Source organism: Alicyclobacillus acidoterrestris (genome assembly GCF_022674245.1).
Lineage (GTDB): Bacteria > Bacillota > Bacilli > Alicyclobacillales > Alicyclobacillaceae > Alicyclobacillus > Alicyclobacillus acidoterrestris.
The window spans coordinates 4,168,954-4,194,775 of record NZ_CP080467.1 but is presented as its reverse complement, the minus strand read 5'-3'; the positions used below and the strand labels follow the sequence as shown (position 1 = coordinate 4,194,775).

The window sequence follows — 25,822 nt, the reverse complement described above, 5'->3', positions numbered from 1 at the left end:
ACAAGGAGGGCAATGACAAATGGGTTTTCTTCATGGAAGAACACGCAAGCGTACACAGCGCACGCGAAATCGTTCCCGATTTACGTGCAACATCAAACGGGTTCAGGTTGCAGTACTCACTGCAATGATTGGCACAACGGCTACGTATGGGGCACAAACGGCTTTGCCTCGTGGGCTAGGTGGAGCTGTGTCGAGTAATGTGGCATGGGCTAGCGTGCAATCGACCGTCGGTCAGTCGGCAAGCGGCACGATGCATGTGCAAACCGTCGGATTCAACGTGGACGATGGGGTCACCAGTGCCGTGAAGCGGGTGGAGCCTGACGTTGTTGGGATTCTCAATTACGCTCAAGTGTCCAACTACTTTTCTCAGCAGTCTAAGTTGCAGGCCACAGGCGTCGGTACCGGTGTCATGTTTTACAAAGACAACAAGTTTGCCTACCTCGTGACGAACAATCATGTCGTCGAAGGTGGGGCGAAGGTGGAAATTGTCCTCAATGCGGGCAAGCATGTGAACGCGACGGTAGTCGGAACGGATCCCTATACAGACCTGGCTGTCCTGAAGGTTCCTGCGGCGACTTTCAAACGGATCAATCCGGTCAACTTTGCAAACTCCGACACGATTGAGCCGGGTGAGTCGGCGATTGCGATTGGCACTCCGATGGGTCTCGACTTTGCCGATACGGTGACAAAAGGTATTGTCAGCGCCAAGTCGAGGATTATGCCAGTACAAGATGAAGCAAGTCAACAGACGCTGGATTATCAGTCGGTGATTCAGACGGATGCCGCAATTAACCCGGGGAATAGCGGTGGGCCGTTGGTGAACATCAATGGGGAGGTCATCGGCATCAATAGCAGCAAAATTGTCGCGCAGAACTTCGAAGGAATGGGATTTGCGATTCCTTCCAACTCCGTGCGCAATATTGCAAAACAGTTGATGCAGACCGGCCACGCACAACATTCGGCTCTTGGTATTGAAGCGTACTCGCTCTCATCGTTGCCACAGCAGATGTGGCCCGATGTGCCAGTGGACTATGGTGTGTGGGTGAAACTGGTGACATCGAGCAGCGTGAAGAAAGATGGGCTGAAAGCGGGCGATGTGATTGTCGGGCTCAATGGCAAGACCGTAAAAACGATTGCGGACCTGCGCACATACCTGTTCCAATTGAGGCCCGGGGATAAGGCGATACTGAAAGTCTATCGGGGCGGTCAGGCCCTGATTGTCAAAACCAAGGTTGGAGCCATGGAGACCCAATTGACCACGGCCAGTGCGCCGACGACCAGCAGCGGTGCCGACGACAGTGACAGCGCCGAGCCCATGATGCCATTTAGTGGCGGCATTCAGTGAGGCAGTGAACAAGAAATTGATATAAGTCGCCTTGCTACGTCGCCGCGCCATCGGTGCGTAGATGGCTACATGAAACGATGAACGGACGTGTCACGGGTGCATATAGAAGTTATTGCAGTAGGAAAGCTAAAGGAACGCTATTGGACGGAGGCGCTTCGGGAATATCAGAAGCGCCTTTCAGCGTATGTCGACTTGTCTATTCACGAGGTGCCAGATGAACCGGCACCAGAGACGATGTCGGCCGCAGAACAAATGCAGGTTCTACAGCGCGAGGCCGAGAAAATCGGCAAGTTGCTCCGGCCACGCGATGGCATCGTCTTGCTCGACATCCAAGGCAAGTCTTACTCGTCAGAGCAGTGGAGTCAAACTTACAGTGATTTGCTGGGCGAAGCCTACGGAAGGCTGGTGTTCATCATCGGCGGCTCCAACGGCGTGCATCCCGATTTGAAAAAGCGCGCGCGTGTTCGATGGAGCTTCGGACCGCTCACTTTGCCACATCAGTTGGCGCGTGTGGTATTGTTGGAACAATTGTATCGGGGAATTCGGATTATGCGGGGGGAACCGTATCATAAGTAACGGCAACGGTTTTCTGAGCGGGGGATTTTTTGTATGATAAATTGTATTATTTCATGGGGGGGGTTTAGCTTGATTCATGAAAGTAATGAAAAATCAAAAGTGGAGATTCATGAAATCTCAACAACCTTCAACGAAATTTACAGAAAGCCATATTTCCCTTTAGAGTTAGAGGAAGAAATAAAAAAGGCGAATGCTCTAATCATTCCTTATGAAACTTTTCGAGACATGGACAAAGTTGTGTTTCCGGAAGGGACTCGGGATTTCTTTGATTACCTAAAACAAAACTCAAGTGAGTATGGAGTAGTCACTGATATCTGTATATCCGATGGAGACTTCAGACAACTGGAATTGCACGCGGATGTTATTAATCTGCCAGAAATAATAGTTACATCGGGAATCTTCCCTATTGTAACTGGCCTTATAGTGAATTATGTTACCGAAAAGGTGAAGTCTAGGAGAACACAACTAAATGTAAAAGTAGGTATTATTGTTGAGTCAAATGGTGGATCCAAAAAAATTTCATACGAAGGGGATGCCGAGCAATTTGGGCCAACGTTAAGGTCGATAAGCGAGGAAATTTTTAAACAGTAGGTGGAGTGTGAAGCTATTGGAAAAAGACGATATAAAGCGTTACCTTCAGAATTTTAAAGGAACAATGTTGGATGCGCGAATTCGGGACAGACTGGCTGAAATTAAACAGGTAGAAGTAGAAAATGGCGATCAGGCAGGAGCAAAGGATACCTGGTGTTTAGAACAAGTATATAAAATTGTAAATCATTATGTTTCTGCATATTCCTGCTTGAAAGAGAACAAACACTTTGACGCATGGAATCACTATGACAGAGCAGACATAGAATTCTCATTCTTAAAAAAGCACCTGGATTATACTGACAATAAATTTAAGTTGCTTTTTATCTATAATTATATACCAAAGTTCCAAAAATTATTTCCTTATCAATATTTCATGAGTAGGGAATCAATCGTAAAGAGTGAGCATTGCTCTGTTTGCGGTCAAAAGTTGTCCTTGAGACAGTCGTGCGGTCATCATGTGGGTGAAATATATAATGGTGAGCAATGTTTTAGAGTTGTGGATGATCTCGAATTTCTAGGTATGGCCATTGTGAAGAATCCATTTGATAAATATACAGTCTTGTTTCCGCAAGGCATGGAATACAACTACCATATGTTGGATAAACTCGTAGAACACTTGGATAGTCCATTTGAAAAATGGGATCTTCGAATTTCCAAAGAACTTAGGAAAGAATACAGGAACATTGGTAGAAATAAGCCGTGTCCATGCAATTCGGGTGAAAAATACAAAAAGTGCTGTTACCAATCAGGTAATGATCGTTATGAGCACTATAGAATATTATTTCTTGAAAAGAAAACAAATTTTTACGAACCCGTTACAATGATCAACACGTGGAAATAGAAGATTTATTGATATGTAGGGTAGCGGCCCCTTCGGCGGAACCGGAAGGGGCCATTTCACATAGATATACTAAATTTCATATCCGTACCAATAGACACATTGGATTCCGAGCTAGATACTGTCTGGAACAGGTCATCAAATTTAAGCTCAATTTTGCCTATGGTTCTTTCAGGCGTAATTATCACTTGCTTAATAAGAGCATGAATAAGCTGTTTCTTCTTGTCAGTACCTAGTTTCACGAACAGTGAGTTGAATGTAGACAGCAAATGCCTCACTAGTTCAACCTGTATAGGCTTTGAATCCTCATTGCGCAGACTATGTTCTATTTCTAATTTACGATGGTTCAATCGCTGTTGTTGCTCAGTTAAATCATTGATTCTCGTTTTTAACTCCTGCGGGGGAAGCATATCGTCTTCATACAGTTTGAAGTACTTGTCAATCTTCCGTTGAATGCTGGATAGTTCTGCAGTCAAATGCTTATGTTCCTGTTGGAGCGGTTTTGTATCGATGACACGTTTGCGGTTGACCTCAGCAGTCACATCTTCAATCAGTTTAGGTGTACTCAGAATTCGTTCGATACGTGAAAGAATTTCATTCTCTGCATAATCCGCTCTAACGCTGTTTGCCCTACACACAGCTGACCCTTTATTGGCAAACTGGCCGCACTGGTAATATCGTGTGTACTTGATTTCGCCACTTTTCAATTTCCGTGTCGCTCGATGGGCGACCATACCGTGCCCGCACGCTGGACACCGAATAACACCCGTGAATGGGAACTCCCCATAATAAATCCGAGACCGATGTTTGTCTCTAGGTAAGCGTCAAACGCAGGACACATTGAAGGTAGGTCATTCGTCGTCATTATAATCAGAAATCCCCACCGGTTACGGCGGGGACTACTGTCGTGTTATGGAGTCTTTCTCCTTGAATGTCGCACTTCGTCCGGTAAGTTCCCAGCCCAAGGCAGCAGCGCGGCCAACGAGTCAGACTCATCGTCGGGGACGTTTGGTAGTTGCTCGAACAGATAGCACAGATATTGAAACGGGTCGAGTCCATTCTCTTTTGCAGTTTCCACGATACTGTATGTGATGGCGCTCGCTCTAGCTCCGCGCGGCGTATTGCTGAACAGGAAGTTCTTTCTCCCGATCACAAATGGCTTAATGGAACGTTCACCGCGGTTGTTATCGATCTCCAGATGGCCATCCTCAAGGAACACGGTGAGCTTACCCCATTGGCGTAGGCAATAATTCACTGCCTCTCCCAAGGCACTCTTTGGGAGTATGTTTTCCTTCTGGAATTCAAGCCATGGCAAAAAAGCATCCAGGACTGGACGACTTTGCTCGAGGCGCTGTTCGTACCGCTTCTCGGGAGTCATGTCTTTTAACCCACGCTCAATTTTGAAGAGACGATTGCAATATTCCAGTCCTTCCCTTGCAGCCACGGGCGTGTTCCGTTTGGATGCGGGTAAGGCCTTGATGGCCTCGTCGAATTTCCTTCGGGCATGACTCCAGCACCCTGACAGGGTCACATCCGGAATGTCCTCGTACCCTACGTAGCCATCCACATGGATGTATCCGTGAAATCCTTGGAGGAACCTTGTTGGATGCTCCCGACTGCGCGTCTCTTGGTAGTCGTACAAAACAATGGGTGGACCGTCCCGTCCACTGCGGTAGAGCCACATGTAGGACTTCGTATCTGCGGTTCTGCCGGATTCGTGAAGTACCTGCAGCGTTGTCTCGTCTGCGTGTAAGTACTTCCGTTGTAAGAGTTCCTGGTGCATCCGGTCGTATATTTTACTCAACCATGTCGTTGCACCGGCTAGGACCCAATTGGCCATGGTTTGTCGTGATAACGGAAAGCCCTGTCGCTCAAACTGTTGCTCCTGCCGATAGAGTGGCATCCCCTCGACGTATTTCTTACTCATGATGTAAGCCACTGCTGAGGCAGAAGCTAAGCTCCCCGGAAATGCCGGACGTGGCATGGAAGCTTTCACAACAGGGGTTTCAGTTTCATGCTTCTCACAATGACGACAGGCGTAGATATATTGAACATGCTCCACGACCTTCATCTGAGCCGGAATGATTTTTATCTCAGTTCGCGTTTCAGAACTCATTTCATGCATGGCGCCACCACAGCAGGAACACACCTGCTCCTCTTCGGGTAAGCGATACTCCATTCGCTCCACGGGCAGGTCCTTTAGGAGTTCATCACGCTGACCCGGACGTTTCTTTTTTCGCTTGTAGGTGATGGTTTCCATGGTGGGCTCTTCAAGCGTAGGTTCAGACTCGACTTCGGCTTCGTTAAACAACAGCGTCTGTACGGAGTCGGTCTTGGTCCGTTCACTAGACGCAGCAAAACGTTGGTGAGTTGCTTTGCGCAATTTCTCCTCAAGCCACTCTACCTTAGACTTGAGTTCGTCATTTTGCTGCTTAAGTATGGTGTTTTCTTGCTGCAAGGATTCAACCTGTTCGGTGGTGGGGTTCATTGGTTTCGCCATGCTTTATATTTCGACATGCGAGCTAAAATCCCTTGTCACAAAAGAGATTACGGAACTTTTATTTTGCCACTGAGAGACTAGATGACCGTGCGCGCGGTTACCTTTTTATGAGCCTGTCGTTGGGTGATGGACAGTCCGTCTAGCAACCACCGCAACTGCTGCCGACTGACCGTAACCGTTTCGCTGTTCGTTACGTCCGGCCATTGAAAGCGACCACGTTCCAAACGACGATAATGGAGCCAGAATCCATTCGTATCCCACTCTAGGATTTTAAGCTTGTCTCGTTTTCGGTTGCAGAAAACGAAGAGGGAAGGCGAAAATGGACTGAGCTGAAAGACCTCTTGAACCAGGACTGCCAGCCCGTCGATAGACTTACGAAGATCTGTACTGCCGCTCGCCAAGTACACCCGTTGCTCTGAATTCGCCTCATGGATGAGCATCTGCCAAAGCCTGAACGACCTGTATGAACAGTTTGGTGTTGAAGCCCTCAGACACTTCAATCCTGGCTTGACCAACCTGAACAGTGAGCGCTTCGTTACTGCTCGGTTTAATGACTGATTCCATCTCCACTGAAAGCCAACGAACCTCTCCATTTGAAGGCTTTCGTCGATTCCCTCGAAGCTTGCTGGACCAGTAGCGAAAGCGATGAATATTGATCCCGTGCACCGCACACCAGACTGTAGCCGTTTGCCCACTGGACTCAAACTCGGTGAGGCGACTCTCCCATTCTTCACGTAGCTCGGTTCTTGACATGTACCTCACTCTCCTCAGTTTCATTTGAGGAGATTATCCCACCCAGAGTGTAGCCTTACGAGGTGTGCTGCGTTTTACGCTTACGTCTCTAGAATTGTATACCGCCTGTACGCGATTCCAAAGCTCCTCTGAGATAATGGCCTCGTGTTCGCCATCGACTATAAGCGGAGCTGGGTTTGTCCCTGAGCGCCTTTTATTGCTCCAATCAGTTTGTTTATTGAATCGAATTTTGCCGATGTATACCGGGTTGGAAATAATGCCCTTGATACTAGTGACGCTAAAATCGGCACCATGTTTCGTCTTATATCCCAGATGGTTCAATGCGTTGGCGATACCTTTAAATCCTGTGCCGTTTGCATATTTCTCGAAAATCATGCGCACGATCACAGCCTCAGATTCGACCACGTCCAGTCGGGTTTCGCGATGCTTGCGGTGAGTGGAGTTTTCCACCTCGACACTTCTGTAACCCAAAACGGTGCCACCATTCCACTTGCCTTGTTTGGCTCGTTGCTTCATTCCAAGTTTGACGTTTTCAACGATTGTGTTACGCTCCAGTTCTGCAACAGAACCCATCATTTGAAGTGCGAACCTACCCATGGGTGTCTCTGTTTCGAAGTTTTCACTGTAACTGCGGAAGGACACGTTGTGCTTGCTAAGAATATCCACTATTTGGAGTAAGTCAAGCTGGTTACGGGAAATACGGTTAATTTTCCAAACAATCACTTCGTCAAACAAATTTGCTTCCGCATCCCGTAGTAGTTTCTGCAATGCCATTCGATTTTTTATGGACTTCCCGGAGATACCTTCGTCAACGTATTCGTGATGAATGATGTAATGGTGTTGTTGCGCATATACGCGAAGCGTTTCTAATTGAGCTTGGATAGAGAAACCTTCTTCAGCTTGCTCCTCAGTGCTAACACGAGCATATATGGCAATAGTTTTGATGTTGTTCAACATAACAAGTCCCCCACTCCCGAGATGAAAAACAAGAACAAATTTTTTTGCCGCGTTGCAGAAATCTCAAGAGGTTCCCTCGCGCAATCCCTCAACTAAAAGAACCGGAAAACGCATAAGTTGGCTCCCGGTATGTAGACCAAAGTCGGGAAAATCTAAGAAAACAAAGGGTTTGTAGTGTGATTATTGCGGGGGGATTTTTAAAACAAGTGGGGTACTTAGGGGGAATATGATGGGCAGCAATAATGTCGGTTACCATCAAACTGGTAATGGATTGGGTAGTAGATATATTCCAGCACACATCTATTCGAAAGCTCTGATGCACTCATCTAAGAGATTTATTGGGTTACTGAGGGGTGAATATCGTGCACGGAACCAAAGTACGGATGAATCGCACACAGAAAGTACTATTGAAACTGGAGAAGGAAATGCACGCACGGTTGTCACGGAGGATAACCAGTTTAGGCTATGAACCAGATGAAGTCCTTGCCGTATTGCCTCCCAGGAATCAATCGACTTATGCCCGATTACTGGTGTTCCTTGAGTACGAGGAACTAAACAAGGACTACCCGTTCTCGGCTATTACTGAATTACAGTATGCGTGTTCGTGGTACCCAACAGTGGTCATCCGTTATTTACACTATCTGCTCGATGATGTTGGAGTACCGCCAATTGAGGAACTGGAGTTATACCGGAAACTAATTCTAGAACTGCATCCCGAGCAGATCGCGGAGGTCACTGCATTGGAGAGAAGGTGGAAATCATGTCTGACAAATTAATGAGTAGTTTAGAGACCCTTAGGAAAAGCTCAGACTTGGACCTTGTAATTAGAGTCGACGCTAGGGATAAAGAGGTACGTGTGGATACACAGGATAACCAGAAGGGACACGTTGCGCATTACATTAACCTGGGTCGATGATGAGAAAACTGGTCCACAAAAAATCAATGTCGGCTAGATGGTACGGTAGGTTTTTCACGATGGAAAATCTACCGTTTCTATATCTAGAGTATTTAATACGTGTGGGGGCATGGGGCTGGGATGACCTGGTGCAGCCCATGCTAGAAGCACTTCAACACGATTTTTTATGGCATAAAATCACGAAATGATGCTAGGAACATTGAGCCGCGAAGTACGTTTGGACCGAAATACGCCACGCAATAAAAATACGAATTGTAAGGAGAATGGCACGTGGGAGAAATCAAGCGCATGCCAGTGCAATTGGACGCTCCGGTAAGGAAGAGAAATATTTATGCCCAGAACACCAGTGATGTGAAGAGACTCATCAACAGTACCATCAATGAGCTACGTAATGGGGAAATCGACAGCAAGACTGCCAATGCTATTGGCTACTTGTCCAATATTCTACTGAAAGTGTTTGAGTCGGAAAGTGTGATGAGTAGGCTGGAAGAAATGGACGAGCAGCTACTTCTTCTGCAACAACAAATCGGGCACCGAAGTTGAATGAGTCGTAAAAAAACCACCAAAATGTGTAAATATATCCCCTCTAAATACTCCACTTCGAGGTTGCGTAGCTAACAGGAAAATTACCTCGATTGCTTGCTATACCGGCGATTTTTGTTCTATTGGGTATGCCTAGGGAGTACGGTTTAGCCCCATTGTTTTTCTTTATAGTGAGAGGACTAAACACCCTCTACAAAAGAGATTCAATTGGAGGTACATCGGATGTCGACACGAGTTTTAGGTACTACATGGATAGTGGACTACCTGCCGTATATGAATGTGGAGGATGAGGCAGGAATAAAACTTCACCCCGTTATGCCTACTTCCGTACAGCTTAAATATGTTGGTAGATGCGAACACGGTAGAGCGCATCTTTTTGCCAATGTATTAACGAGCTATGGAAGTAGGACAGAAATAAAGCATCAATGTCCCTATTACATGGTTTGGAATACCCAAAGGGCCATTTTGGAAAACGTTATGGAACGTTTGGGTGAGAGGATTTGGATTACTGAGTATAATCCGTTTCACAGTCACGAGTGGAGCAACATGTATGGATATCCTACGGAGATATTTAACGGCCCAATCGTTGAAGCTGTCATAGTTGGTGGACTCTATTTAGGTAAAGGTAGCCCTTTTGATCGTAGCGAGTATGACGATGACTTAGACAATGGCGGTGGTACCTGAGCCCCGTACTTTGTAACTGTTGTTACAGTGGGATGGCATGAGGAAGACGAGAATAGGGCAAACGTGGGGCTGCGCCCCCAGCATATTTGCTTATTTTCTTTTTATTTCTCTTTTACTTTCTTTTTATTCTTTTGGGCATCAACAGGGTGCTATTCCGTGGTGTAAGGGACGTGTAATAACCCGTTAACTTGGTCACTTGATCCCTGTAATTACCCCGGTTTAACCCGGTAAATTTCCTGCTCCCCCGATAATAACCCCAGTTTCAAAGTGGGTGGGTGTTGATCGGAGGAATAGTAGGTTAAGACGCGCCGATGGCATCTTCATTTTTTATACCAGTGAGGGAGTAAGTTTCTTGTTCATCGGTTTATTTATACAGGACGTAAAAATACCTTAGATCATGGAGGCGTTTGTAATGACGAGTTTCAGAATCGATTACAACAGTATCACACGGGAGTTGCTTCCCAAAGGGAACTATGAAGCAATCATTTATGAAGCAGAGGTTAGGACGTTTAGCAGCCAAAATGAAGGGATTCTAATCTCATTGGTAATTAGGGATGACGTAGAGCAGACAAGTCAGAACATGACGTTAAATGATAGACTAGTTCTCGTAGACAGTGCGTTATATAAATTTCAAATGGTAGCTAAAGCAGTAGGACTTCCAGATGATGAGGAGATCGCCTTGGAGGACTTCGCAGTGGAAATTATCAATAAACCAGTAAGAATTTATGTTAATCACAGGGAGTTTAACGGTGAAAACCAGGCTCATGTTTCAATTTATAGGCAAGGTACGTCATTTAGCGGGGACGACGAAGATGTACAAGGTATGGTACTTAAAGGAAGTACGTTATTCCAGAGGATGACAGACGGACTCAGAAGCCGACTCGGTAATACAAATACACCGCAAGAGTAGTGGACGTTAAAAAGACTCATACAAAGTCCTGTCCCGTTCGTACGCCTCATCAACGGGACAGGGCATATTAGTGGGGGAACGGAATGAAGGGGAATACTCACGGGTTTAAGCTTGCGAGTGAACGAGCACTTGACACGATGAATTTATGTGCAATCCGTTCCAGACCTTCGGCAGGAGTGCTGAATCCGTCAGATATATGTACAGCATTGAACGGAGACGCCTTCACACTGAATCGCCCGTATGTTGATGGTCATTTTGAGGATTTGACACAGGATGATTTAGACGTGTTACGTGCGATTATCACATTTTATGTTGATGAAGCAGGATATGGGTATGCAAGAAAACATGATTTTCAGCGGCTTAAGCTGTCCAGTATGCCGGATACTATTTCGTTCGAAGAAGCTTGTGAATTAGCTGCTGAGGAAAAGGCGACCGGAGTACTTGTAACCGCTAAAGAAATTCGTTCCATATTGCAAAGGAATAATAAGGCGCTTAAAACGGATGAAATCACTAAGAGTCTATTTAAACTATCCAAGTTTACCGTAGATGGTAGTTATATTATTAGGAATTCGTGGGAAAAGGGCAAGAAGACCGACACCATACGTATAAATGGCACGCTGCTTACCTTTGGGATGGGTAAGAAGGAAAAACAGGATATCTGGTATTCTGTGATCTTTGCAACCAAGTGGGGACAGTACTTTTTGCATAATATAAAGGCTGGGAACTTAATATGGGTGAAGGAAGATGGATATAAGAACTTAACCTTGGGTGCTAAAAACATACTCAGGACCATCATGGTACAAAAAGGTCAACAGTTTTACCGACGGGATACTCAAAGTATGTTGAAGGTATTTAATATTAAAGTCGGTAAAAACCCTTCTGATGCGATGCGAAGACTACAAAAGTACTACGAAGAATTGGCTCGCCTCGGGTTTATCAAACCTACTATGGAAATTACCCATATTACACGGAATATTGACCCGAGTAAGGGGACGTTTATTGATGCACCTTCGCATAGACAGGACTTATCGGTAGAGTCGCAACCTGTGGAGATACCTGCTTCGCCGCCAGCATTAAATCATAACGAGTCTGAATCAAGTAAATGGAACGAACGGATTAGACACGATGAAATACTTGACCAGATAACAGAGACAATTAAGACCTTAGGTATTCCGAAGGGTAACGAGCAGTTTCGAGCGGAAATTAAGCAGCGGCAGATTTTGCGCAAGTTTGATCGGTGTTCTGTGTATTACTTGTGGTCGATACCCTGGTTCCATCAGTTCTTAGCTACAGAAGCATCACAGCACACTGACCGTCAAACGTATGACCGTATAGTGAAGAGTTTCGAGCAGATAGGCAGTGATGTAGAATTACAAAACTTCATACAGGAGTGTGTGCAAAAGATAGAGGCTGAGTACAATATCCCCGCTAATATACCCACTTGAAGTAATTGGAACGCATGAATTTCATTTCGTAAAACACGGGACATCCGCTTCCTTAGCGTATTAACAATGTTGTCCATAATACTAGGGGCCAACTTTAACCCTCCCGGCTTTATTTAGCCGGGAGGGTTAATGATGAATCAGGAAACACAACAGGATTTGTATAAAATACTGGTTGAAATTTTAGCAGATATTGTTGCCGATGAGTTGAAGAATGAGATTCAGGAATACGAGAACCCCCGCTAATCGCGGGGGAGATATTGTTGATGGGGCTATTAGGGACTTCCTTCCGGCATTTTCAAGTGTAATCTGTTTTCCGCAACTTAAAAATGCAGAAAAACGCGTCGCTCCGATATACCGCGTTATTTATATTTATGCAATTTGGTCAGCGTTTCCTTATGTCGTTAACGCCCCCGTTTGTTCAACAAGTAAGCATTAATTGCGAAACAATTCATTATGGACTCGTTCTCTAATCTTCTCCCATTCCTCACGTAGAAGTCCCATACGAATGGAATCATAGTACGTGCCGTTGTAGTAACGGCATTTGCGTAACCGCCCTTCCGTTTGCATCCCCAGCTTTTCGCCAACCCGTATCATGCGATGATTACCAGACCAAGTCGTGAACCCAACCCTCACTAGTGGGAGTGTATTAAATAGATGTTCAATCCAAAGCGATAATGCTTTTGTTCCGTATCCACCGCTCCAATACTGGGGATCATAAATACCTATACCCATTTCAAGCCAATACGAGGGCTTGTGTTCCCAATAATAGCTCACCGTTCCAATAACTTTGCATCCGACCTCGATTACCCACCAATCGTCTCCATTAACACGATTCTTCCACGTTTCCGCATACTCTTCCCAGGACAGTGCTTTATGCTCGTAGTACGGAGCATCCCACTTTTTCCATTCGGGAGACTCATCCTTAAACATCAGTTCCCAAAGTACGGGTAAATCCTCACTCTTAATGGGTCGAATAACCAATTCATCTGTAGGAGCCAAACAAAATCCTCCAATCTATTTGTACTAACCTGCCCGCTAACGCAGTAACAGTTCTGAACCAATAATGTATATATATGTATCAACGAGTCCGAGTCCTTCTCGGACATTCGCCCCCAATAGCGACAGAAAACGTTCCAAAGTATTTTTCATGTTCAATAGGAGGCATTATGTCGCCGAAAGTCCTAAGACTTATTTGCATATCTCATTTAGAAAGTGGATTACAGCTTCACTAAACCCATCAGGATCTTGATTGTGAATTGTATGACCGCAATTGGGGAATTCAATAAATTGTGTGTTGGGTCTGCGTGTAATCATTTGTTGAGCTAGCTCTTTGCTTAATATAACGCTGTTTTCTCCACGTATAAGGAGGCATGGACATTTTGAAGAAACCCAATCCTCCCACCACACTCCATTTAGCGATTGCTGAGAGTGAATGAGTCCCTCAACGTGAAACCTAAATCCCCAACCATCTTCATATTCTGTGATACTCTCAGCAAAATACGGGAATGAGCCAACCCCTAGGTATTCATCAAGTGCTTGTTTCATCTCTTTTATTGTAGATGTCCTCTCTGGAAATTTCCTCGCAAAAGATAGGTCGTCGTTACATTCTGCCCCTATATCTTCAACAATTAAGGCCTTTACTAAGTGGGGATACCTTGATGTAAACTGATATGCATTGTTAGAGTCTTAGGTAGTGGTGTAAATTCCACGGCTAGATCTTGACGAAAAAGCCATCGAGTGCAATCTACTAAAAGTGTCGAGCAAATAGTAGAGGAGGCACATCGATGGCTTCTACAGACAAGATCGCACTTTTGGAGTTAATTCGCAAGATCGGATTAGAAGATGGTGATGTCGATTTTTTGAAGGAAGGGCTGAGAGTCCTAACCCAGGCGGTGATGGAGGCTGAAGTGAGCTCTTTGATTGGCGCTGAACGGTATGAGCGCAGTGAGAAACGCAGCAATAGCCGTAATGGTTACAGAGAACGGGAATGGGACACCCGTGTCGGAACGATTGATTTGCAGATTCCGAAGCTTCGGAAAGGAAGCTACTTCCCCAGCATGCTAGAGCCTCGGCGGAAAGCTGAGAAGGCGTTGCTGTCCGTTGTTCAAGAGGCGTATGTGCATGGTGTGAGCACCCGCAAGGTGGACGAGTTGGTTGAGTCTATGGGCATTCAAGGAATTAGCAAGAGTGAAGTATCTCGTATCTGCAAAGAGTTAGACGAAGTAGTGCAGGAATTTAAAAACCGCCCACTTGAGGGGACATACCCATATCTATGGTTGGATGCGACATTCCCGAGAGTCCGTGAAGGCGGACGAGTTCAGAGTATGGCATTTGTAATTGCAATTGGCGTGCGAGACACCGGTGAGCGTGAGGTGTTGGGGTTTGACATTGGGACTAGTGAGGACGGCTCGTTTTGGCTGACATTCATCCGAAGTCTGGTTGCGCGTGGGTTGCGTGGTGTACAGCTGGTAATTAGTGATGCTCACGAAGGACTGCGCAGTGCGATTGGCTCTGCGTTGACCGGAGCGACCTGGCAGCGCTGTCGAGTTCATACAATGCGCAACATCCTCAGCCAGGTGCCTAGAGCGTCGCAACCGATGGTCTCGTCTATTGTCCGGACCATATTCGCTCAGCCAACACAGGAAACAGCCAAACAGCAACTGGATGTGGTTGTAGAGCAACTTCGTGGAAAGTTTCCAAAGGCGATGGATGTCTTGGAACGTGCAGAGGAAGACGTGCTAGCGTACATGGCATTCCCAAAGGAACACTGGAAACAGATATGCTCGACAAACCCGCTTGAGCGCTTAAATCGTGAACTCAGGCGACGCTTCGATGTCGTTGGTATCTTCCCGAACCGAGAGTCTGTCATTCGTCTAGGCGGAGCAATCCTCCAGGAACAGAACGATGAATGGATTGTAGCAAGGCGCTACTTTAGCCGAGAGTCAATGGCAAAACTCATGAGCACTCAAGAACCGCAATTACTGGCGCCAACGTCAGTTTTGCATAAATAGCCGACACGAAGTGGTTGCACTCAATTTACACCACTTGACGGGACACTACCTATGCATTCACCCCACCCAAAGAATGTCCGAGTAAAACTACAGATCGCTTACCTAGTTCTTGCTGTATAAAATTGCGAATGTCATTTATGTAACTTTCCCTAGAATAATTAAGGTCGCTTGCATGACTACTCCATCCATGCCCTCGTTGATCTAGCCCTATCACCCGCCAACCATCCAGCTTTTGGGCCAAGAATGAGAACTGGCTTGCTGTGCCAAAATGTCCGTGCAAAACAAGAAGAATTTTCTCGAAATCGCCACCAAAATCAACATACGATAGCTGTAGTCCGTTGGAATCAAAAAATCTCCTTTTATGCATTGCAACTCCTCCTCGTGTGTCGATTGTAGTGGCCTTTATTACGTAAGAACACAACATGCAGACTTGCCCATTGACCGGAACTCTGCCTGGGCAACGCACAAACTACTCACTTACTTAAAGATGTTTTTTTATAAATGCTAATAATGTTTGCCCTAATGAAGTAAGAATTGACCCTGTACCGTTGCACTTTGGGCACAATACTACAGTGCCTTCATCACGTGATACTTTACCTGTCCCTTTACAGTCCCAGCATTGCACTTCTAAATCGTCCATTGAAATTTGCATAAATCATCCTCCTTTAATAATGACCAATCGATAGTAATTGTACCATTTCGATTTTAAACGCTTATTGTACTTTTCTGCCCCTTAGTTCAATAAGTGTAGCACATGGATAGCGTATGAATATGCAATGTCAATGTATAAACGACCGCCGCGTTTTTCTGCAAATTAGAACCGCGGAAAACAGTAATCAGCTATCTGGATCAGTCACTTTAAATGTCTTTTCACCAATAAGATGGCCTTGATCTAAGATTCTAACTCTCCAATTTCCTGCGTAGGAAGGCTCAATTACAAAGGGCATTATGTAGATGTTGTCATCCGGATTAACATTGACGACTGGCAAATCCCTAACGTTAGTCCATGTTCCATTAGTGTTGTAATCAAGAAGGAACTCTAACTGTGTGGTTCCAAAACTAGTACGGGAAGCGATTCTAGCATATAGTGTCTCGTACAATGAGTAGTTCGTTCCCCTAACGGTTAAAGCGGGGGAACTGTTGTCTACGCTTGTTCCAATCGTGACGCCCTGACCACCTGTTGAAGAGAAATGATGGAGCACCGACATGAGGATTGCAATTGCTACCGCGACAATAGCAAGGCTCTTAATGCTTGTGCCACCGCTCTGTTGTATCAGCTGCCGTTGTATCTTCTCATCTGACGACTGCTGCTTAACTTTGCGTATCTTGTATTTTGCATGTAGTAAATATAGGTAATTTCCAAAGAGACCTAACAGTATGTTTACTGCGACACCTATTAGTAACCCAATCCACGGGCTAATCGTTGTACCAAATCCTAGTACGATTGAGAATATAATTACTGCAATTACGATAATTGATAGGTATAAGTACATCTTGCGGTAGCCTAACCATAAAATTGTCAGGATAAATGCTGACCAATTCCAGCTTACATGGTGTAGCCGCTCACGCTTCCTGACGGAGGATGGGCGGTCTTTTGTTATCTGAAGTGGCGGAGGATTATGCGGATGATTGTCGTATGGATCGTATGATTCTACCGACAGTCATAGGAGGAGCGCATAAAAGAAGAGAGACTTCAGGTTTGGCCGCCTCGTCTCTCTTCCCGACTGGAATGCGTTTTAAACGCTTTCCATATGGACTATGCCATCAGCATACGTGATTTCATTTGAAGATGTCCAGTCCTATCTTGCGTTTTGTGAGCAGGAGGATGTTTCTAGTATCCGTCCACAAGCGTGTAATCGCTGTGGTGCGAATACACGCCTCAATCGGCACGGGGTTTACCGAAGACCTGTGTGGTGCCACGAAGGTCGCTGTCTGATTCCTATCTTTCGATTTCAGTGTCCGTTGTGTCTGAAAACAGTCAGTGTACTGCCTTCCTTTATTGGTCGCTATGAGCGTTGCACATGGGATGTCCAGGAAGATGTTCTCATGGCTGTGGATGAAGGAAACTCATGTGAGCAGGCGGCTGAACAAGTGGCTCCGCCGATAGGCCCTCTTTCATCCCGCACGGTGTGGCGGTGGACAGTTCGTTGGCGCGGATGGTTGCACGATGTAGAGGCGTATTTTTGGCAATGGCTTATTGAACGTGATCCAACCTTGGACATCCCCCGGGGCCGCGACCGTCCGAAAACACAGCTTGCCTTGCTTCAACGAGTTTGGAACCAGGTTGCGTCAATGTGCGTGAACGCTCGCCTGTTTCATACCCTGTTTCGGATCGGAACGTCCCCAGGTTTGTTTACCAAGTAAAGTTCCCCACAACATATGTCTATGGAGCCTGTCCTCAGTTCCCCGGAAAATGGACACATCCCACCATTGAAGGAGGAACCATGGAATGGATTTGACGTTGAGAGAGCAAATTGCGTTATTTCGGTACAGTCTGATTTCACCCGTTGTAAGTCGGCAGACGCCGATGACACCGGGTGAGCTCGGTGCGTTATTAAGAGAGGTGAGCGCACGAGACTACGATATTCCTGGGAGTACACAAACACAGGTAAGCGTGCGGACGCTTGAGCGGTATTTGGCTGCGTACCGCAAGGGCGGTTATGATGCGCTGAAGCCGAAAGTCCGCCAGGACAAAGGGCTGACCAAGCTGTCCACTCCAGTCTTACAACGCGCTTCGGAGCTTCGCCGTGCAAGGCCAGAGCGAAGCGTGGAACAGATTATTCTACTGCTTGAGGCCGAAGGGATTGCACAGCCAGGGTCTGTCGCAACGAGCACATTGGCCAGGCACCTAAGGCAAGCAGGGCTCAGTCGCCGCGATGTGCTGATTGTTCCGCAAAACAAGGGTACCTTTCGGAGATTTGAAGTAGAGGACATTCACCTTTTGTGGCAAGCGGATTTTAAGCACGCCTTATATCTTCCAGACCCAAACAATCCGGGACGGAAGAAAAAAGCGATCTTATTTGCCATCCTTGATGATTACAGCCGAATGATTGTTCATGCACAGTTCTATTGGGATGAGCAGATGCCCCGTCTAGAGGATAGTTTCAAGAAAGCAATTTTACACCACGGTGTGCCCGAAAAACTGTATGTCGATAATGGAGCCGTCTTTTCGTCCCACCACCTCAAGCGCATTTGTGCAAGGCTTGGCGTCAGTCTCTCACACAGTAAGCCCTACCGCCCTGCTGGTCGTGGGAAAATTGAGCGGATATTCCGATTCCTTGACACAAGCTTTATCCCGGAGGCGTATGAAGCCGTAGCTCGTGGTGATGTAGAGACTCTAGAAGAGCTCAATGAAGTATTTCACACTTGGGTAACTGCATTCTACCATGTGAGAAAACATGGTAGTACGGGTGTGTCACCGCAGGAACGAGTGGCCGCTAGTGAGAGAAAGACAAGGCGCATCCCGGAGGCAGACTTAAACGAAATTTTCTATTGGCAAGAGGAACGGAAGGTGGACAAAGCAGGGTGTGTTTCTTTGCAAGGAAACCGATTCGAGGTGGATAGCGAGTTGGCGAGGACGACCATCCAATTACGCTACGACCCATTCGATTTGTCTACCATTCAGGTGTGGACAGGCGAAAAACGATGGCCGGATGCAAAAACGATTGATTTGACCCATCCCTATGACCGGCGTGTACACAAGGAGCAACAGCCCACCGAAGATGATATAAGGCCTGGTGTGAGCCTGTTTGATGCACTGAAGGAGCGGAAGAAGCAGCAAGCTGAGGGCCTGAAATTCTCTACAACGATGGATGGTGATGCACAGTGACACCCATGGAGAAATGGAACTGGAGCAACGAACCATTTCGTAGGGACGTGACGGTGGATGGACTGTTTGAAACCGGGGGCCACAAAGAAGCAATGGCGCGGCTGCATTATGTGCTTGAACACAAATCTCTGGGCCTGCTCACTGGTGAAGTAGGCAGCGGCAAAACGACGCTCATCCGGAGGTTATTAACCGGTTTGGATGAAATGAAATTTCTTCCTGTTTACATTTGTGTACTCGGACTGAAGCCGAAAGACTTCTACGCAGAGTTGTTGTCCTACATGGGTGAGGCCATGCCGTTTGGGCTAAGCAAGGCTAGGAAGCTTTGGCATGAGCGGATTCAAGGACAAGCTGGTATGGAGCGGGGATGGGTCGTTGTGATAGATGAAGCGCAGGACATGTCTGAGGAGATGATTCAAGAACTTCGCTTTGTACGAAACCAACAGATGGATGCGAGTTCCCCGTTTCCACTCTTACTCGTTGGCCAACCAGAGATGCGCCGCAAGCTTCGGTTGAAAAAGTATGAGGCCATATCTCAGCGGATAGAGATGGCGTACCATTTAAGTGGCATGACCCGTGAGGAGTCAACGGAGTATATTCGACACCAAATGAAACAAACCGGGGGCAATCTGCCCGTGTTTACGGACGCCGCGATGCAAATGATTCATGCGGCCAGCAAGGGAATACCACGGGTGGTGAATCAAATGTGTACGCAGGCGCTGTATGATGCAGCCGCAAAAAACAGCGAGGCAATTGATGAGAGCCATGTAGGGCGGGTTTTAACGGACCAGGAATGGCAAAGAGGAAGCGCGGGCTGAGTGATTGACGGCGTAGCACTCAACTACATGGCAGACTGACGTTGCAGCCGCTCCGCCAATGGCGGTAAACTAACCACCGACAAACAGCGTGAGCGGCTACAACATGGGACTTTTTATCCGCAATGGTAGTCCAATTACGCAGATATTTTTGATTCTGCGGTCCTACAAAATTCATTAAATCAGAGATGTTATCTGGGTTTTCCAATACCATTACGCCTCCATTCGGGGGAGCTATTCATTTAGCTGTTGTTTTCATCTAATTACCCGAGTTCATCCACACGTATGGACTCAACTTCGAATCCTCTGCTAAGCCATTGTGTGAGAAATTCCTCAGTACACTCGATTCTTGCGCCGTTATTGGGGTTAATCATTGTGTAAATCTTATTAATAACAGGTGATACCCCCATTAATTAGAAGTAGGTGCTCTCAAAAAACACACTATGGTATGCATTTGCTGCACATATATTATCTATTAGTGTTAATTGTTGGTCAATAACAATCCATAGTGTGTTAATACATAGAACCACCTCATTTAAGCTTGGTTTGAGGTGGTTCTATGGCTGATCTCGTAAGAAAATTAGGTGAACGTATTCGGGTGCTACGTAAGGAAAAAGGCCTGAGCCAGGAACAACTTGGTGAACTGTCTGGGCTACATACGAACTATATAGGTCAAGTCGAACGTGGCGAGAAAAATCTGACCATAGAGAGCCTCGAAAAAGTGGCTATTGGTCTGGGAGTTTCTCTTGAGCAGGTGTTTCGATACATTGACCCGATGGAACAACAGGATGAGTTGAGCCAAATCAATGAATTACTATCAAAGCGCCCATTCGAGGACCGCGCCATGGCGTTGAAAATAATCAAGGACGTGTTCGAGTGGGAGCATCGGAAATACAGATGACTCGGTTTGGTACGTCATTTAAATGAAATCATGTTTGTGTGTGACAAGACTCTTTTCCAATCTAACGTGTAACAACTCCGTGTTTAAGTCCTGCAAGACCGTGTGTAAGGAATTGATACTCTCCTCAATGGTCTTTAAATCCAGTGAGTCCCCCTCCTTGTAAATCAGGTTTAAAATTACCGATATGATGCGTTCGAGAGTAGATATACGTTTGACAAGACGGTCTTCTTCAAGAACCAACTTCTCATGAGCCTCCAGAATTTCGGGCACGATTTGATACCCCCAGACCAAGTTTTGAGCCGTCGACGGAATTTGGCTCTGGTTCACATTTTTTCTCGTCTCGGAGGAATTTCAATTAGGTACCAGTGCTAAGAGCTTTATGGATACTTTTTGCTGTGGAGCAGAGACGGGTTCTCCAAAAATCGTTGCCGTTGTCGAAAACGAGGTGAACCATACCACAAATAACGGCAAGTTTTTTGGGGTGTGACGGCCCGCAAGGCGGGGGAGCGTGGAGAACGAGCACAAAACCATCAAGAAGAAAGTCTGATTGTTTCTGCTAGCTGACGCAAGTTTGCTACTAAAGCATCGAACCGTCCTGCAGTCCTTAACCATGCTCCAGAACTGCTCATATTTTTCTGACTTGTAACACGTAAAGCGGCCAGTTTCGACTGTTTACTCCCGTGGGCAGCAAAGTGGTGTTAGGTTAAAAGTGTGGACACAACGAATCGTGAATGTGAAAATAAGTAAATTGATTCGAGGTGTCTACGATGACAAAACAATACGATGCGGATTTCAAACTGATACAGTGAAGTTGGTTCTGGAGGAGGGGAAAGTCGCCTCCCAAGTTGCACGCGATCTTGGCATATCTCAAAAGACCGTCTATGGCTGGGTTGCGCAGTATAAGAACGATCCGAAGCACCCCTTCGTCGAATTCGGAAATCTCAAACCCGATGCGCAAGCAACGCGTGACCTGGAACGGGAAAACCGCGAACTGAGAGAGGAACTCGAGATATTAAAAAAAAAGCGGTGCGCATCTTCAGCAACGACCGGAAGTGAGTGGGTCAAAAGACGGTGGCCAACATCATGCGCGAGAGCGGCCTCAAGAGTCGGACTGTGCGCAAGTACAAAGCAACCCCCAACTCGAAGCACAATCATCCTGTCTCTGACAATGTGTTAAACCAGACGTATCGAGCCATTGAGCTTTGGTACAATCGGCAACGCATTCATTCATCTATTGATTACAAAACACCAGCCCAATACCAAGCGACGTACGAACGGACACACAAACCTGCAGCCTAAGCAAACGAAATGGGATTTTCATACATTCTCGGTTTGGTGTGTCCACCATATTGACTTAATACCAGAATGGCTGTCGAATGTCAGGAAGGACTTGTTGGCTGGCATAGCCGTTGCATTTGCGTTGATTCCTGAGGCAATTGCGTTTTCTATGATTGCAGGCGTCAATCCGATGGTCGGGTTAGACGCGGCGTTTATCATCAGTATCGTCGTGTCTATCTTTGGCGGGCGTGTGGGGATGATATCTGGTGCAACGGGTCGACTGCCTTGTTGATGGTGTTGTTGGTGAAGAACCATGCGTAATGGCATCGGCGTAATGTCAACAGAAGCCCTTTTGGGTTTCTGTTTACCTTCTGCATAGATTCCTGATACATTGAACATAGGATTGATTCATCACTATCTTAAGGATAAGGGGATCACAATGATGGCGAAGCGTGAAACTGCTTCAGCAAATCGCCGAATGGAGATTATCTCTGCGGCGATAGAGGTCTTTGCCGAAACGGGATATTATCGAGCGACTACGATGCAAGTGGCGAAGCGGGCAGGGATTTCTCAACCGTATATTTTTCGCTTTTTCGCAACGAAGGAAGAACTGCTGCTCGCAGCACTCGAGGTTTCTTGGCAAAGAATCGCAGATGCTTTCCGCCAGGTAATCGCCACTACGCCGTCCAGTCAGTTGGAGCAGGTATTGATTGAGGCGTATGAAGATATCATGCACGCGAACCGCTCGGAGATACTGCTGCAAATGCAGGCTCAGACAATACCAGAGGAGTCGATTCGGGTGGCGATGCAGTCGGGAGTTAGGGATATTCGCCGGATCGTATTGGAGGCATTCGAGAATGGCGGCGTAGCGAATCCAGTGGAGAAGACGAAGCTTTTTATTGCCAAGGGGATGTTGTGCAACATTTCGATGGCGTTGGACATGCCTGAGCTCATGGGGGAGTAACCAATAGCAGTTGAAGAATGTTTTGTTCAAATTTTGTGATTGATGAATCACTCACAAAATTGTATAGTTGAGTTGTGGATTAGTTATTGATGAATCACTAAACATGGAGGTCGATATCCTTGAAGAGGGCGATTGTGATTGGGGCAACGGGCGGCACAGGTGCTGCTATCGTGGAGGAGTTGGTCCAGCGGGGCATGCAAGTGACAGCTTTTGGTCGTTCCCGCGCCAAGTTAGAGCAGATAGCGACACAATTGGGGAATCCCAAGCACCTGACCATCGCGATTGGGGACGCATTTCAGGCAGACGACATCATCCAGGCTTCAAGCGAAGCGGACGTTATGTTTCATTGTGCGAACGTGCCTTATCATGAAATGGCAACGCGTTTGCTGCCGCTGGGGGAAGCAGTCATGCGGGCGGCTGACCAGATCGGTTTGAACGTGGTAGTGGTTGACGGTATTTATCCTTATGGAAGAAGGCAAGCGGAGTTTGTGACTGAAGATCATCCGAAAGAACCTCACACGCGAAAAGGTCGGATTCGGTTACAGTTTGGTCAGATGATATTCAGTAACCGTTGGAAAAACGCACGACCACTCATTGTTCGCCTGCCGGATTATTACGGCCCTACGGCGAACCAAGCTTCGTATTTGGGCGGCACACTCAACGCGATAGCCAAGGGGAAGTTGGGCTTTTTCATCGGGAATATGCGTGTGCCACGGGAGTATGTGTATTTGCCGGACGCAGCCAAGATGGTCGTAGAAATTGCGCGGAATGGCCAGGCCTACGGTCAGGAGTGGAACATTCCTGGGGCTGGTGTCATCCCGGGGAGGGAAATCGTGCGGATTGCGCGTTCCGTGGCGGGATCGACGAAACCTGTCATTCCATTGGGGAAAATCGGTTTATCCATTTTGGGGCTGTTTGTTCCAGCCATGAAGGAAGTGGTGGAGATGTTGTACCTAACATCGGAGCCGCTTCGTTTGAGTGGGGAAAAGTATGAGCGGTGTATCGGCCCGGTTCCGGCTACTCGTTTTGAGGAGGGCATTGCTGCGACCGTACTTCAACTGAAAGGTAAGTGAGTGTCAGCCGAAGAAAACCGTTCTGGAATGGGCTCGAATTACGACATACGGAAGCTTATTCGGGAAGCATGCCTTGCCGGCTGGCTGCGTCCTCTGCTTTTACACACACGGTGTCAAAAGAAAATAAGGTGTTGACTATCTACCTACTAGTAGGTATACTGCGATCAGAAAGACGAAGCGCTTAGCCGCTGGTAGGTAGACAAGTGTTGTAGGGCGTATATTTATCACTTATATCTACCTACTAGTAGGTTAAAGAGAGAGAAGAAGGAGCATGAACATGACAAAACAGGTGACGTTAGAGGCGGCGGCTCAGAAATTTGTACAGGATACTGCAAATCCTCCATATTTGTTTGATTTAGGTCCAGTGGAGGGTAGAAAGACGGTTGACGCGGTTCAGGCTGGAGAAGTCTACAAGCCGCCTGTGAATGTGGAGGAACTTGTGGTTGAGGGCGGACCGACCGGACAAGTGTCGGTAAAGATATTGAAGCCGAAAAACACGACGGACGCGTTGCCGGTCATTCTATATATTCATGGTGCGGGCTGGGTGTTTGGGGATGCGCATACGCACGATAGGCTGATTCGTGAGCTAGCTGTTGGTGCAGAGGCTGCGGTTGTGTTTCCGAATTACAGCTTGTCTCCCGAGAGTCGGTATCCGACTGCAATTGAAGAAATTTACGCAGTGCTTGAGTGGATTGCGAACAACGGAGCGACGTATGGCTTTGATGTGAATCGCATTACGGTCGCTGGTGACAGCGTGGGAGGCAATATGGCAGCAGCTATCACGTTGATGGTGAAAGCGCGAAAAGGGCCTCAACTGGATAAGCAGTTGCTGTTCTACCCAGTGACGGATGCCGCATTTGATACGGAGTCTTATCATCAGTTTGCCACGGGCTACTTCCTTCGCCGGGATGCAATGCAGTGGTTTTGGGATCAGTACACCACCAATCCGGGAGAGCGGGCACAGATTACGGCTTCTCCGTTGCGTGCGACGACAGAACAGTTACAAGGGTTGCCGCCTGCATTGGTGATAACGGCAGAGGCAGACGTTCTTCGCGACGAAGGCGAAGCATACGCTAATCAACTGCGGGAAGCGGGGGTACCGGTTACCGCTGTGCGCTTTCAGGGAATTATCCACGATTTTGTCATGCTGAATGCGCTCGCGGATACACAGGCAGCCCGAGGCGCCATTGCGTTGGCAAACACCTGGATAAAGGCGTAATGGGCTGATATCACCATTTGGTTGATGTACGTTGATAGTAAATTGACAAGTTTTATCGCGGAGAGTACAGTTCGACACGGGGTCTTGAAAATGAATCGTGCGCAAGAGATTAAACAGGTCGCTCATCAACTGATGCTGGAGAAAGGGTATAGTGGGTTTAGTTACGCCGATATCGCTGCCGTGATTGGCATTCAAAAGGCGAGCATCCATTACCACTTTCCGAGTAAAGATAATTTGGTCCAATCCGTGTTGCAAGACTACCGCCGGTCAGCCAGCGACAGTCTCCGCAAGTTCGAGGATACAGCTGCTAATCCGCGGGGGAAACTCGAGAATTACTTTGCGTATTGGGCGGATAGATTAGCGAATGAGCCAACGCATATCTGCCTGTGTGCGATGTTGGCATCAGAGAATTCCATCCTCCCAGAGGAAGCACAATGTGAAATCCAAGCGCACTTCGAAGAGATGCGGAAGTGGATACAGTCTGTCTTGCAAGAGGCGCAGGAACAGGGCATGCTTTTCCCATGTCATTTGTCACTTGAGGCGGAAGCCGCATCTATCTTGGCGGTTGTGCACGGCGGTATGCTCGCAGCGCGGGCGTATCGCGACAAGCAGCAATTCACCATGGTTACAGAGGCCCTGCTTCATAAAATCATGCGTCATCAAGCGTAAATAGATAA

Annotated in this window: 29 protein-coding genes and 1 pseudogene; 20 read left to right on the top strand and 10 right to left on the bottom strand. The window is 46.9% G+C overall.

Going from position 1 to position 25,822, the window contains the following annotated elements; translation table 11 throughout:
* The first annotated feature begins 19 nt into the window (after positions 1 to 19).
* From K1I37_RS20710 to K1I37_RS20695, 4 genes are all read left to right on the top strand, one after another.
* A complete protein-coding gene (locus tag K1I37_RS20710) occupies positions 20 to 1,345 on the top strand; it encodes a S1C family serine protease (protein ID WP_021296393.1) in 1,326 nt (441 codons plus the stop codon).
* A 96-nt stretch (positions 1,346 to 1,441) separates the two neighbouring features.
* A complete protein-coding gene (rlmH, locus tag K1I37_RS20705; RefSeq protein WP_031218573.1) occupies positions 1,442 to 1,921 on the top strand; it encodes a 23S rRNA (pseudouridine(1915)-N(3))-methyltransferase RlmH in 480 nt (159 codons plus the stop codon).
* Between the two features lie 69 nt (positions 1,922 to 1,990).
* On the top strand, positions 1,991 to 2,512 hold the full coding sequence (locus tag K1I37_RS20700; RefSeq protein WP_021296395.1) for a hypothetical protein: 522 nt from the start codon (positions 1,991 to 1,993) through the stop codon (positions 2,510 to 2,512).
* A gap of 16 nt (positions 2,513 to 2,528) precedes the next feature.
* Positions 2,529 to 3,353, top strand: a complete 825-nt coding sequence (locus K1I37_RS20695; RefSeq protein WP_021296396.1) for an SEC-C metal-binding domain-containing protein — start codon at positions 2,529 to 2,531, stop codon at positions 3,351 to 3,353.
* Positions 3,354 to 3,409: 56 nt separating this feature from the next.
* Here K1I37_RS20695 and K1I37_RS20690 read toward each other — a convergent pair whose 3' ends face one another.
* From K1I37_RS20690 to K1I37_RS20670, 5 genes are all read right to left on the bottom strand, one after another.
* A complete protein-coding gene (locus K1I37_RS20690) occupies positions 3,410 to 4,144 on the bottom strand; it encodes a recombinase zinc ribbon domain-containing protein (protein ID WP_081654079.1) in 735 nt (244 codons plus the stop codon).
* Positions 4,145 to 4,260: 116 nt separating this feature from the next.
* Positions 4,261 to 5,838 carry an IS66 family transposase gene (gene tnpC, locus K1I37_RS20685; protein ID WP_242216017.1) on the bottom strand — a complete coding sequence of 526 codons (1,578 nt, stop codon included), beginning with the start codon at positions 5,836 to 5,838 and terminating at the stop codon, positions 4,261 to 4,263.
* An 89-nt stretch (positions 5,839 to 5,927) separates the two neighbouring features.
* On the bottom strand, positions 5,928 to 6,290 hold the full coding sequence (tnpB, locus tag K1I37_RS20680; RefSeq protein ID WP_021295534.1) for an IS66 family insertion sequence element accessory protein TnpB: 363 nt from the start codon (positions 6,288 to 6,290) through the stop codon (positions 5,928 to 5,930).
* The gene (gene tnpA, locus K1I37_RS20675; protein ID WP_206917310.1) at positions 6,277 to 6,603 is read right to left on the bottom strand and encodes an IS66 family insertion sequence element accessory protein TnpA; all 327 of its coding nucleotides are present in this window, start codon (positions 6,601 to 6,603) and stop codon (positions 6,277 to 6,279) included. The genes tnpB and tnpA overlap by 14 nt, the downstream gene beginning before the upstream one ends.
* A 33-nt stretch (positions 6,604 to 6,636) precedes the next feature.
* Positions 6,637 to 7,560: a recombinase family protein gene (locus K1I37_RS20670; RefSeq protein ID WP_242215960.1), complete on the bottom strand. Its 924-nt coding sequence runs from the start codon at positions 7,558 to 7,560 to the stop codon at positions 6,637 to 6,639.
* 362 nt (positions 7,561 to 7,922) lie between these two features.
* On the opposite strand from K1I37_RS20670, the gene K1I37_RS20665 reads away from it, so the two are divergent.
* The 5 genes from K1I37_RS20665 (at position 7,923) to K1I37_RS20645 (ending at position 12,058) form a co-directional block, all read left to right on the top strand.
* Entirely contained in the window at positions 7,923 to 8,336 is a 414-nt protein-coding gene (locus K1I37_RS20665) for a hypothetical protein (RefSeq protein WP_021298558.1), read from the top strand.
* Positions 8,337 to 8,746: 410 nt separating this feature from the next.
* The gene (locus K1I37_RS20660; protein WP_021298561.1) at positions 8,747 to 9,019 is read left to right on the top strand and encodes a hypothetical protein; all 273 of its coding nucleotides are present in this window, start codon (positions 8,747 to 8,749) and stop codon (positions 9,017 to 9,019) included.
* Between the two features lie 222 nt (positions 9,020 to 9,241).
* Complete coding sequence (locus K1I37_RS20655) at positions 9,242 to 9,703, top strand: hypothetical protein (RefSeq protein ID WP_021298562.1); 462 nt, start codon at positions 9,242 to 9,244, stop codon at positions 9,701 to 9,703.
* Between the two features lie 412 nt (positions 9,704 to 10,115).
* Positions 10,116 to 10,613 carry a DUF669 domain-containing protein gene (locus K1I37_RS20650; protein WP_021298563.1) on the top strand — a complete coding sequence of 166 codons (498 nt, stop codon included), beginning with the start codon at positions 10,116 to 10,118 and terminating at the stop codon, positions 10,611 to 10,613.
* Positions 10,614 to 10,696: 83 nt separating this feature from the next.
* Entirely contained in the window at positions 10,697 to 12,058 is a 1,362-nt protein-coding gene (locus K1I37_RS20645) for a hypothetical protein (RefSeq protein WP_021298564.1), read from the top strand.
* A 432-nt stretch (positions 12,059 to 12,490) separates the two neighbouring features.
* Here the strand turns inward: K1I37_RS20645 and K1I37_RS20640 are convergent, their stop codons facing one another.
* On the bottom strand, positions 12,491 to 13,057 hold the full coding sequence (locus tag K1I37_RS20640; RefSeq protein WP_021298566.1) for a GNAT family N-acetyltransferase: 567 nt from the start codon (positions 13,055 to 13,057) through the stop codon (positions 12,491 to 12,493).
* 785 nt (positions 13,058 to 13,842) lie between these two features.
* On the opposite strand from K1I37_RS20640, the gene K1I37_RS20635 reads away from it, so the two are divergent.
* Positions 13,843 to 15,069: an IS256 family transposase gene (locus K1I37_RS20635; protein ID WP_206920083.1), complete on the top strand. Its 1,227-nt coding sequence runs from the start codon at positions 13,843 to 13,845 to the stop codon at positions 15,067 to 15,069.
* A 49-nt stretch (positions 15,070 to 15,118) separates the two neighbouring features.
* Here the strand turns inward: K1I37_RS20635 and K1I37_RS20630 are convergent, their stop codons facing one another.
* The 3 genes from K1I37_RS20630 to K1I37_RS20620 form a co-directional block, all read right to left on the bottom strand.
* Positions 15,119 to 15,436, bottom strand: a complete 318-nt coding sequence (locus K1I37_RS20630) for an alpha/beta fold hydrolase (protein ID WP_021298700.1) — start codon at positions 15,434 to 15,436, stop codon at positions 15,119 to 15,121.
* A gap of 114 nt (positions 15,437 to 15,550) precedes the next feature.
* Positions 15,551 to 15,721, bottom strand: a complete 171-nt coding sequence (locus tag K1I37_RS20625) for a hypothetical protein (protein WP_081654318.1) — start codon at positions 15,719 to 15,721, stop codon at positions 15,551 to 15,553.
* 184 nt (positions 15,722 to 15,905) lie between these two features.
* Positions 15,906 to 16,670: a DUF2628 domain-containing protein gene (locus tag K1I37_RS20620; protein WP_272496374.1), complete on the bottom strand. Its 765-nt coding sequence runs from the start codon at positions 16,668 to 16,670 to the stop codon at positions 15,906 to 15,908.
* Positions 16,671 to 17,518: 848 nt separating this feature from the next.
* Between K1I37_RS20620 and K1I37_RS20615 the strand changes: the two genes are divergently transcribed.
* The 3 genes from K1I37_RS20615 to K1I37_RS20605 all read left to right on the top strand — a co-directional run bounded on the left by K1I37_RS20615 (position 17,519) and on the right by K1I37_RS20605 (position 20,611).
* Complete coding sequence (locus K1I37_RS20615; RefSeq protein ID WP_021295220.1) at positions 17,519 to 18,898, top strand: DDE-type integrase/transposase/recombinase; 1,380 nt, start codon at positions 17,519 to 17,521, stop codon at positions 18,896 to 18,898.
* Between the two features lie 5 nt (positions 18,899 to 18,903).
* The gene (locus K1I37_RS20610; RefSeq protein ID WP_242216009.1) at positions 18,904 to 19,713 is read left to right on the top strand and encodes an ExeA family protein; all 810 of its coding nucleotides are present in this window, start codon (positions 18,904 to 18,906) and stop codon (positions 19,711 to 19,713) included.
* Between the two features lie 556 nt (positions 19,714 to 20,269).
* Positions 20,270 to 20,611 carry a helix-turn-helix domain-containing protein gene (locus tag K1I37_RS20605; protein ID WP_021297071.1) on the top strand — a complete coding sequence of 114 codons (342 nt, stop codon included), beginning with the start codon at positions 20,270 to 20,272 and terminating at the stop codon, positions 20,609 to 20,611.
* 18 nt (positions 20,612 to 20,629) lie between these two features.
* Here K1I37_RS20605 and K1I37_RS20600 read toward each other — a convergent pair whose 3' ends face one another.
* Positions 20,630 to 20,938: a hypothetical protein gene (locus tag K1I37_RS20600; protein ID WP_021297072.1), complete on the bottom strand. Its 309-nt coding sequence runs from the start codon at positions 20,936 to 20,938 to the stop codon at positions 20,630 to 20,632.
* A 382-nt stretch (positions 20,939 to 21,320) separates the two neighbouring features.
* Between K1I37_RS20600 and K1I37_RS22035 the strand changes: the two genes are divergently transcribed.
* The 7 genes and pseudogenes from K1I37_RS22035 to K1I37_RS20570 all read left to right on the top strand — a co-directional run bounded on the left by K1I37_RS22035 (position 21,321) and on the right by K1I37_RS20570 (position 25,814).
* Positions 21,321 to 21,788 carry a transposase gene (locus K1I37_RS22035; protein WP_152498804.1) on the top strand — a complete coding sequence of 156 codons (468 nt, stop codon included), beginning with the start codon at positions 21,321 to 21,323 and terminating at the stop codon, positions 21,786 to 21,788.
* On the top strand, positions 21,695 to 21,910 hold the full coding sequence (locus tag K1I37_RS20595) for a hypothetical protein (RefSeq protein WP_021297073.1): 216 nt from the start codon (positions 21,695 to 21,697) through the stop codon (positions 21,908 to 21,910). Before K1I37_RS22035 ends, K1I37_RS20595 begins: the two co-directional genes overlap by 94 nt.
* 49 nt (positions 21,911 to 21,959) lie before the next feature.
* Positions 21,960 to 22,204 (top strand): annotated as a pseudogene (locus K1I37_RS20590) (SulP family inorganic anion transporter); the annotation flags it as partial.
* A gap of 127 nt (positions 22,205 to 22,331) precedes the next feature.
* Positions 22,332 to 22,853 (top strand): TetR/AcrR family transcriptional regulator, encoded by a 522-nt coding sequence (locus tag K1I37_RS20585; protein WP_021297075.1) that lies wholly within the window; start codon positions 22,332 to 22,334, stop codon positions 22,851 to 22,853.
* A 119-nt stretch (positions 22,854 to 22,972) separates the two neighbouring features.
* Positions 22,973 to 23,926, top strand: a complete 954-nt coding sequence (locus K1I37_RS20580; protein WP_021297076.1) for an SDR family NAD(P)-dependent oxidoreductase — start codon at positions 22,973 to 22,975, stop codon at positions 23,924 to 23,926.
* 277 nt (positions 23,927 to 24,203) lie between these two features.
* The gene (locus K1I37_RS20575) at positions 24,204 to 25,145 is read left to right on the top strand and encodes an alpha/beta hydrolase (RefSeq protein ID WP_021297077.1); all 942 of its coding nucleotides are present in this window, start codon (positions 24,204 to 24,206) and stop codon (positions 25,143 to 25,145) included.
* A gap of 90 nt (positions 25,146 to 25,235) precedes the next feature.
* A complete protein-coding gene (locus K1I37_RS20570; protein ID WP_021297078.1) occupies positions 25,236 to 25,814 on the top strand; it encodes a TetR/AcrR family transcriptional regulator in 579 nt (192 codons plus the stop codon).
* The last annotated feature ends 8 nt before the right edge of the window (positions 25,815 to 25,822 follow it).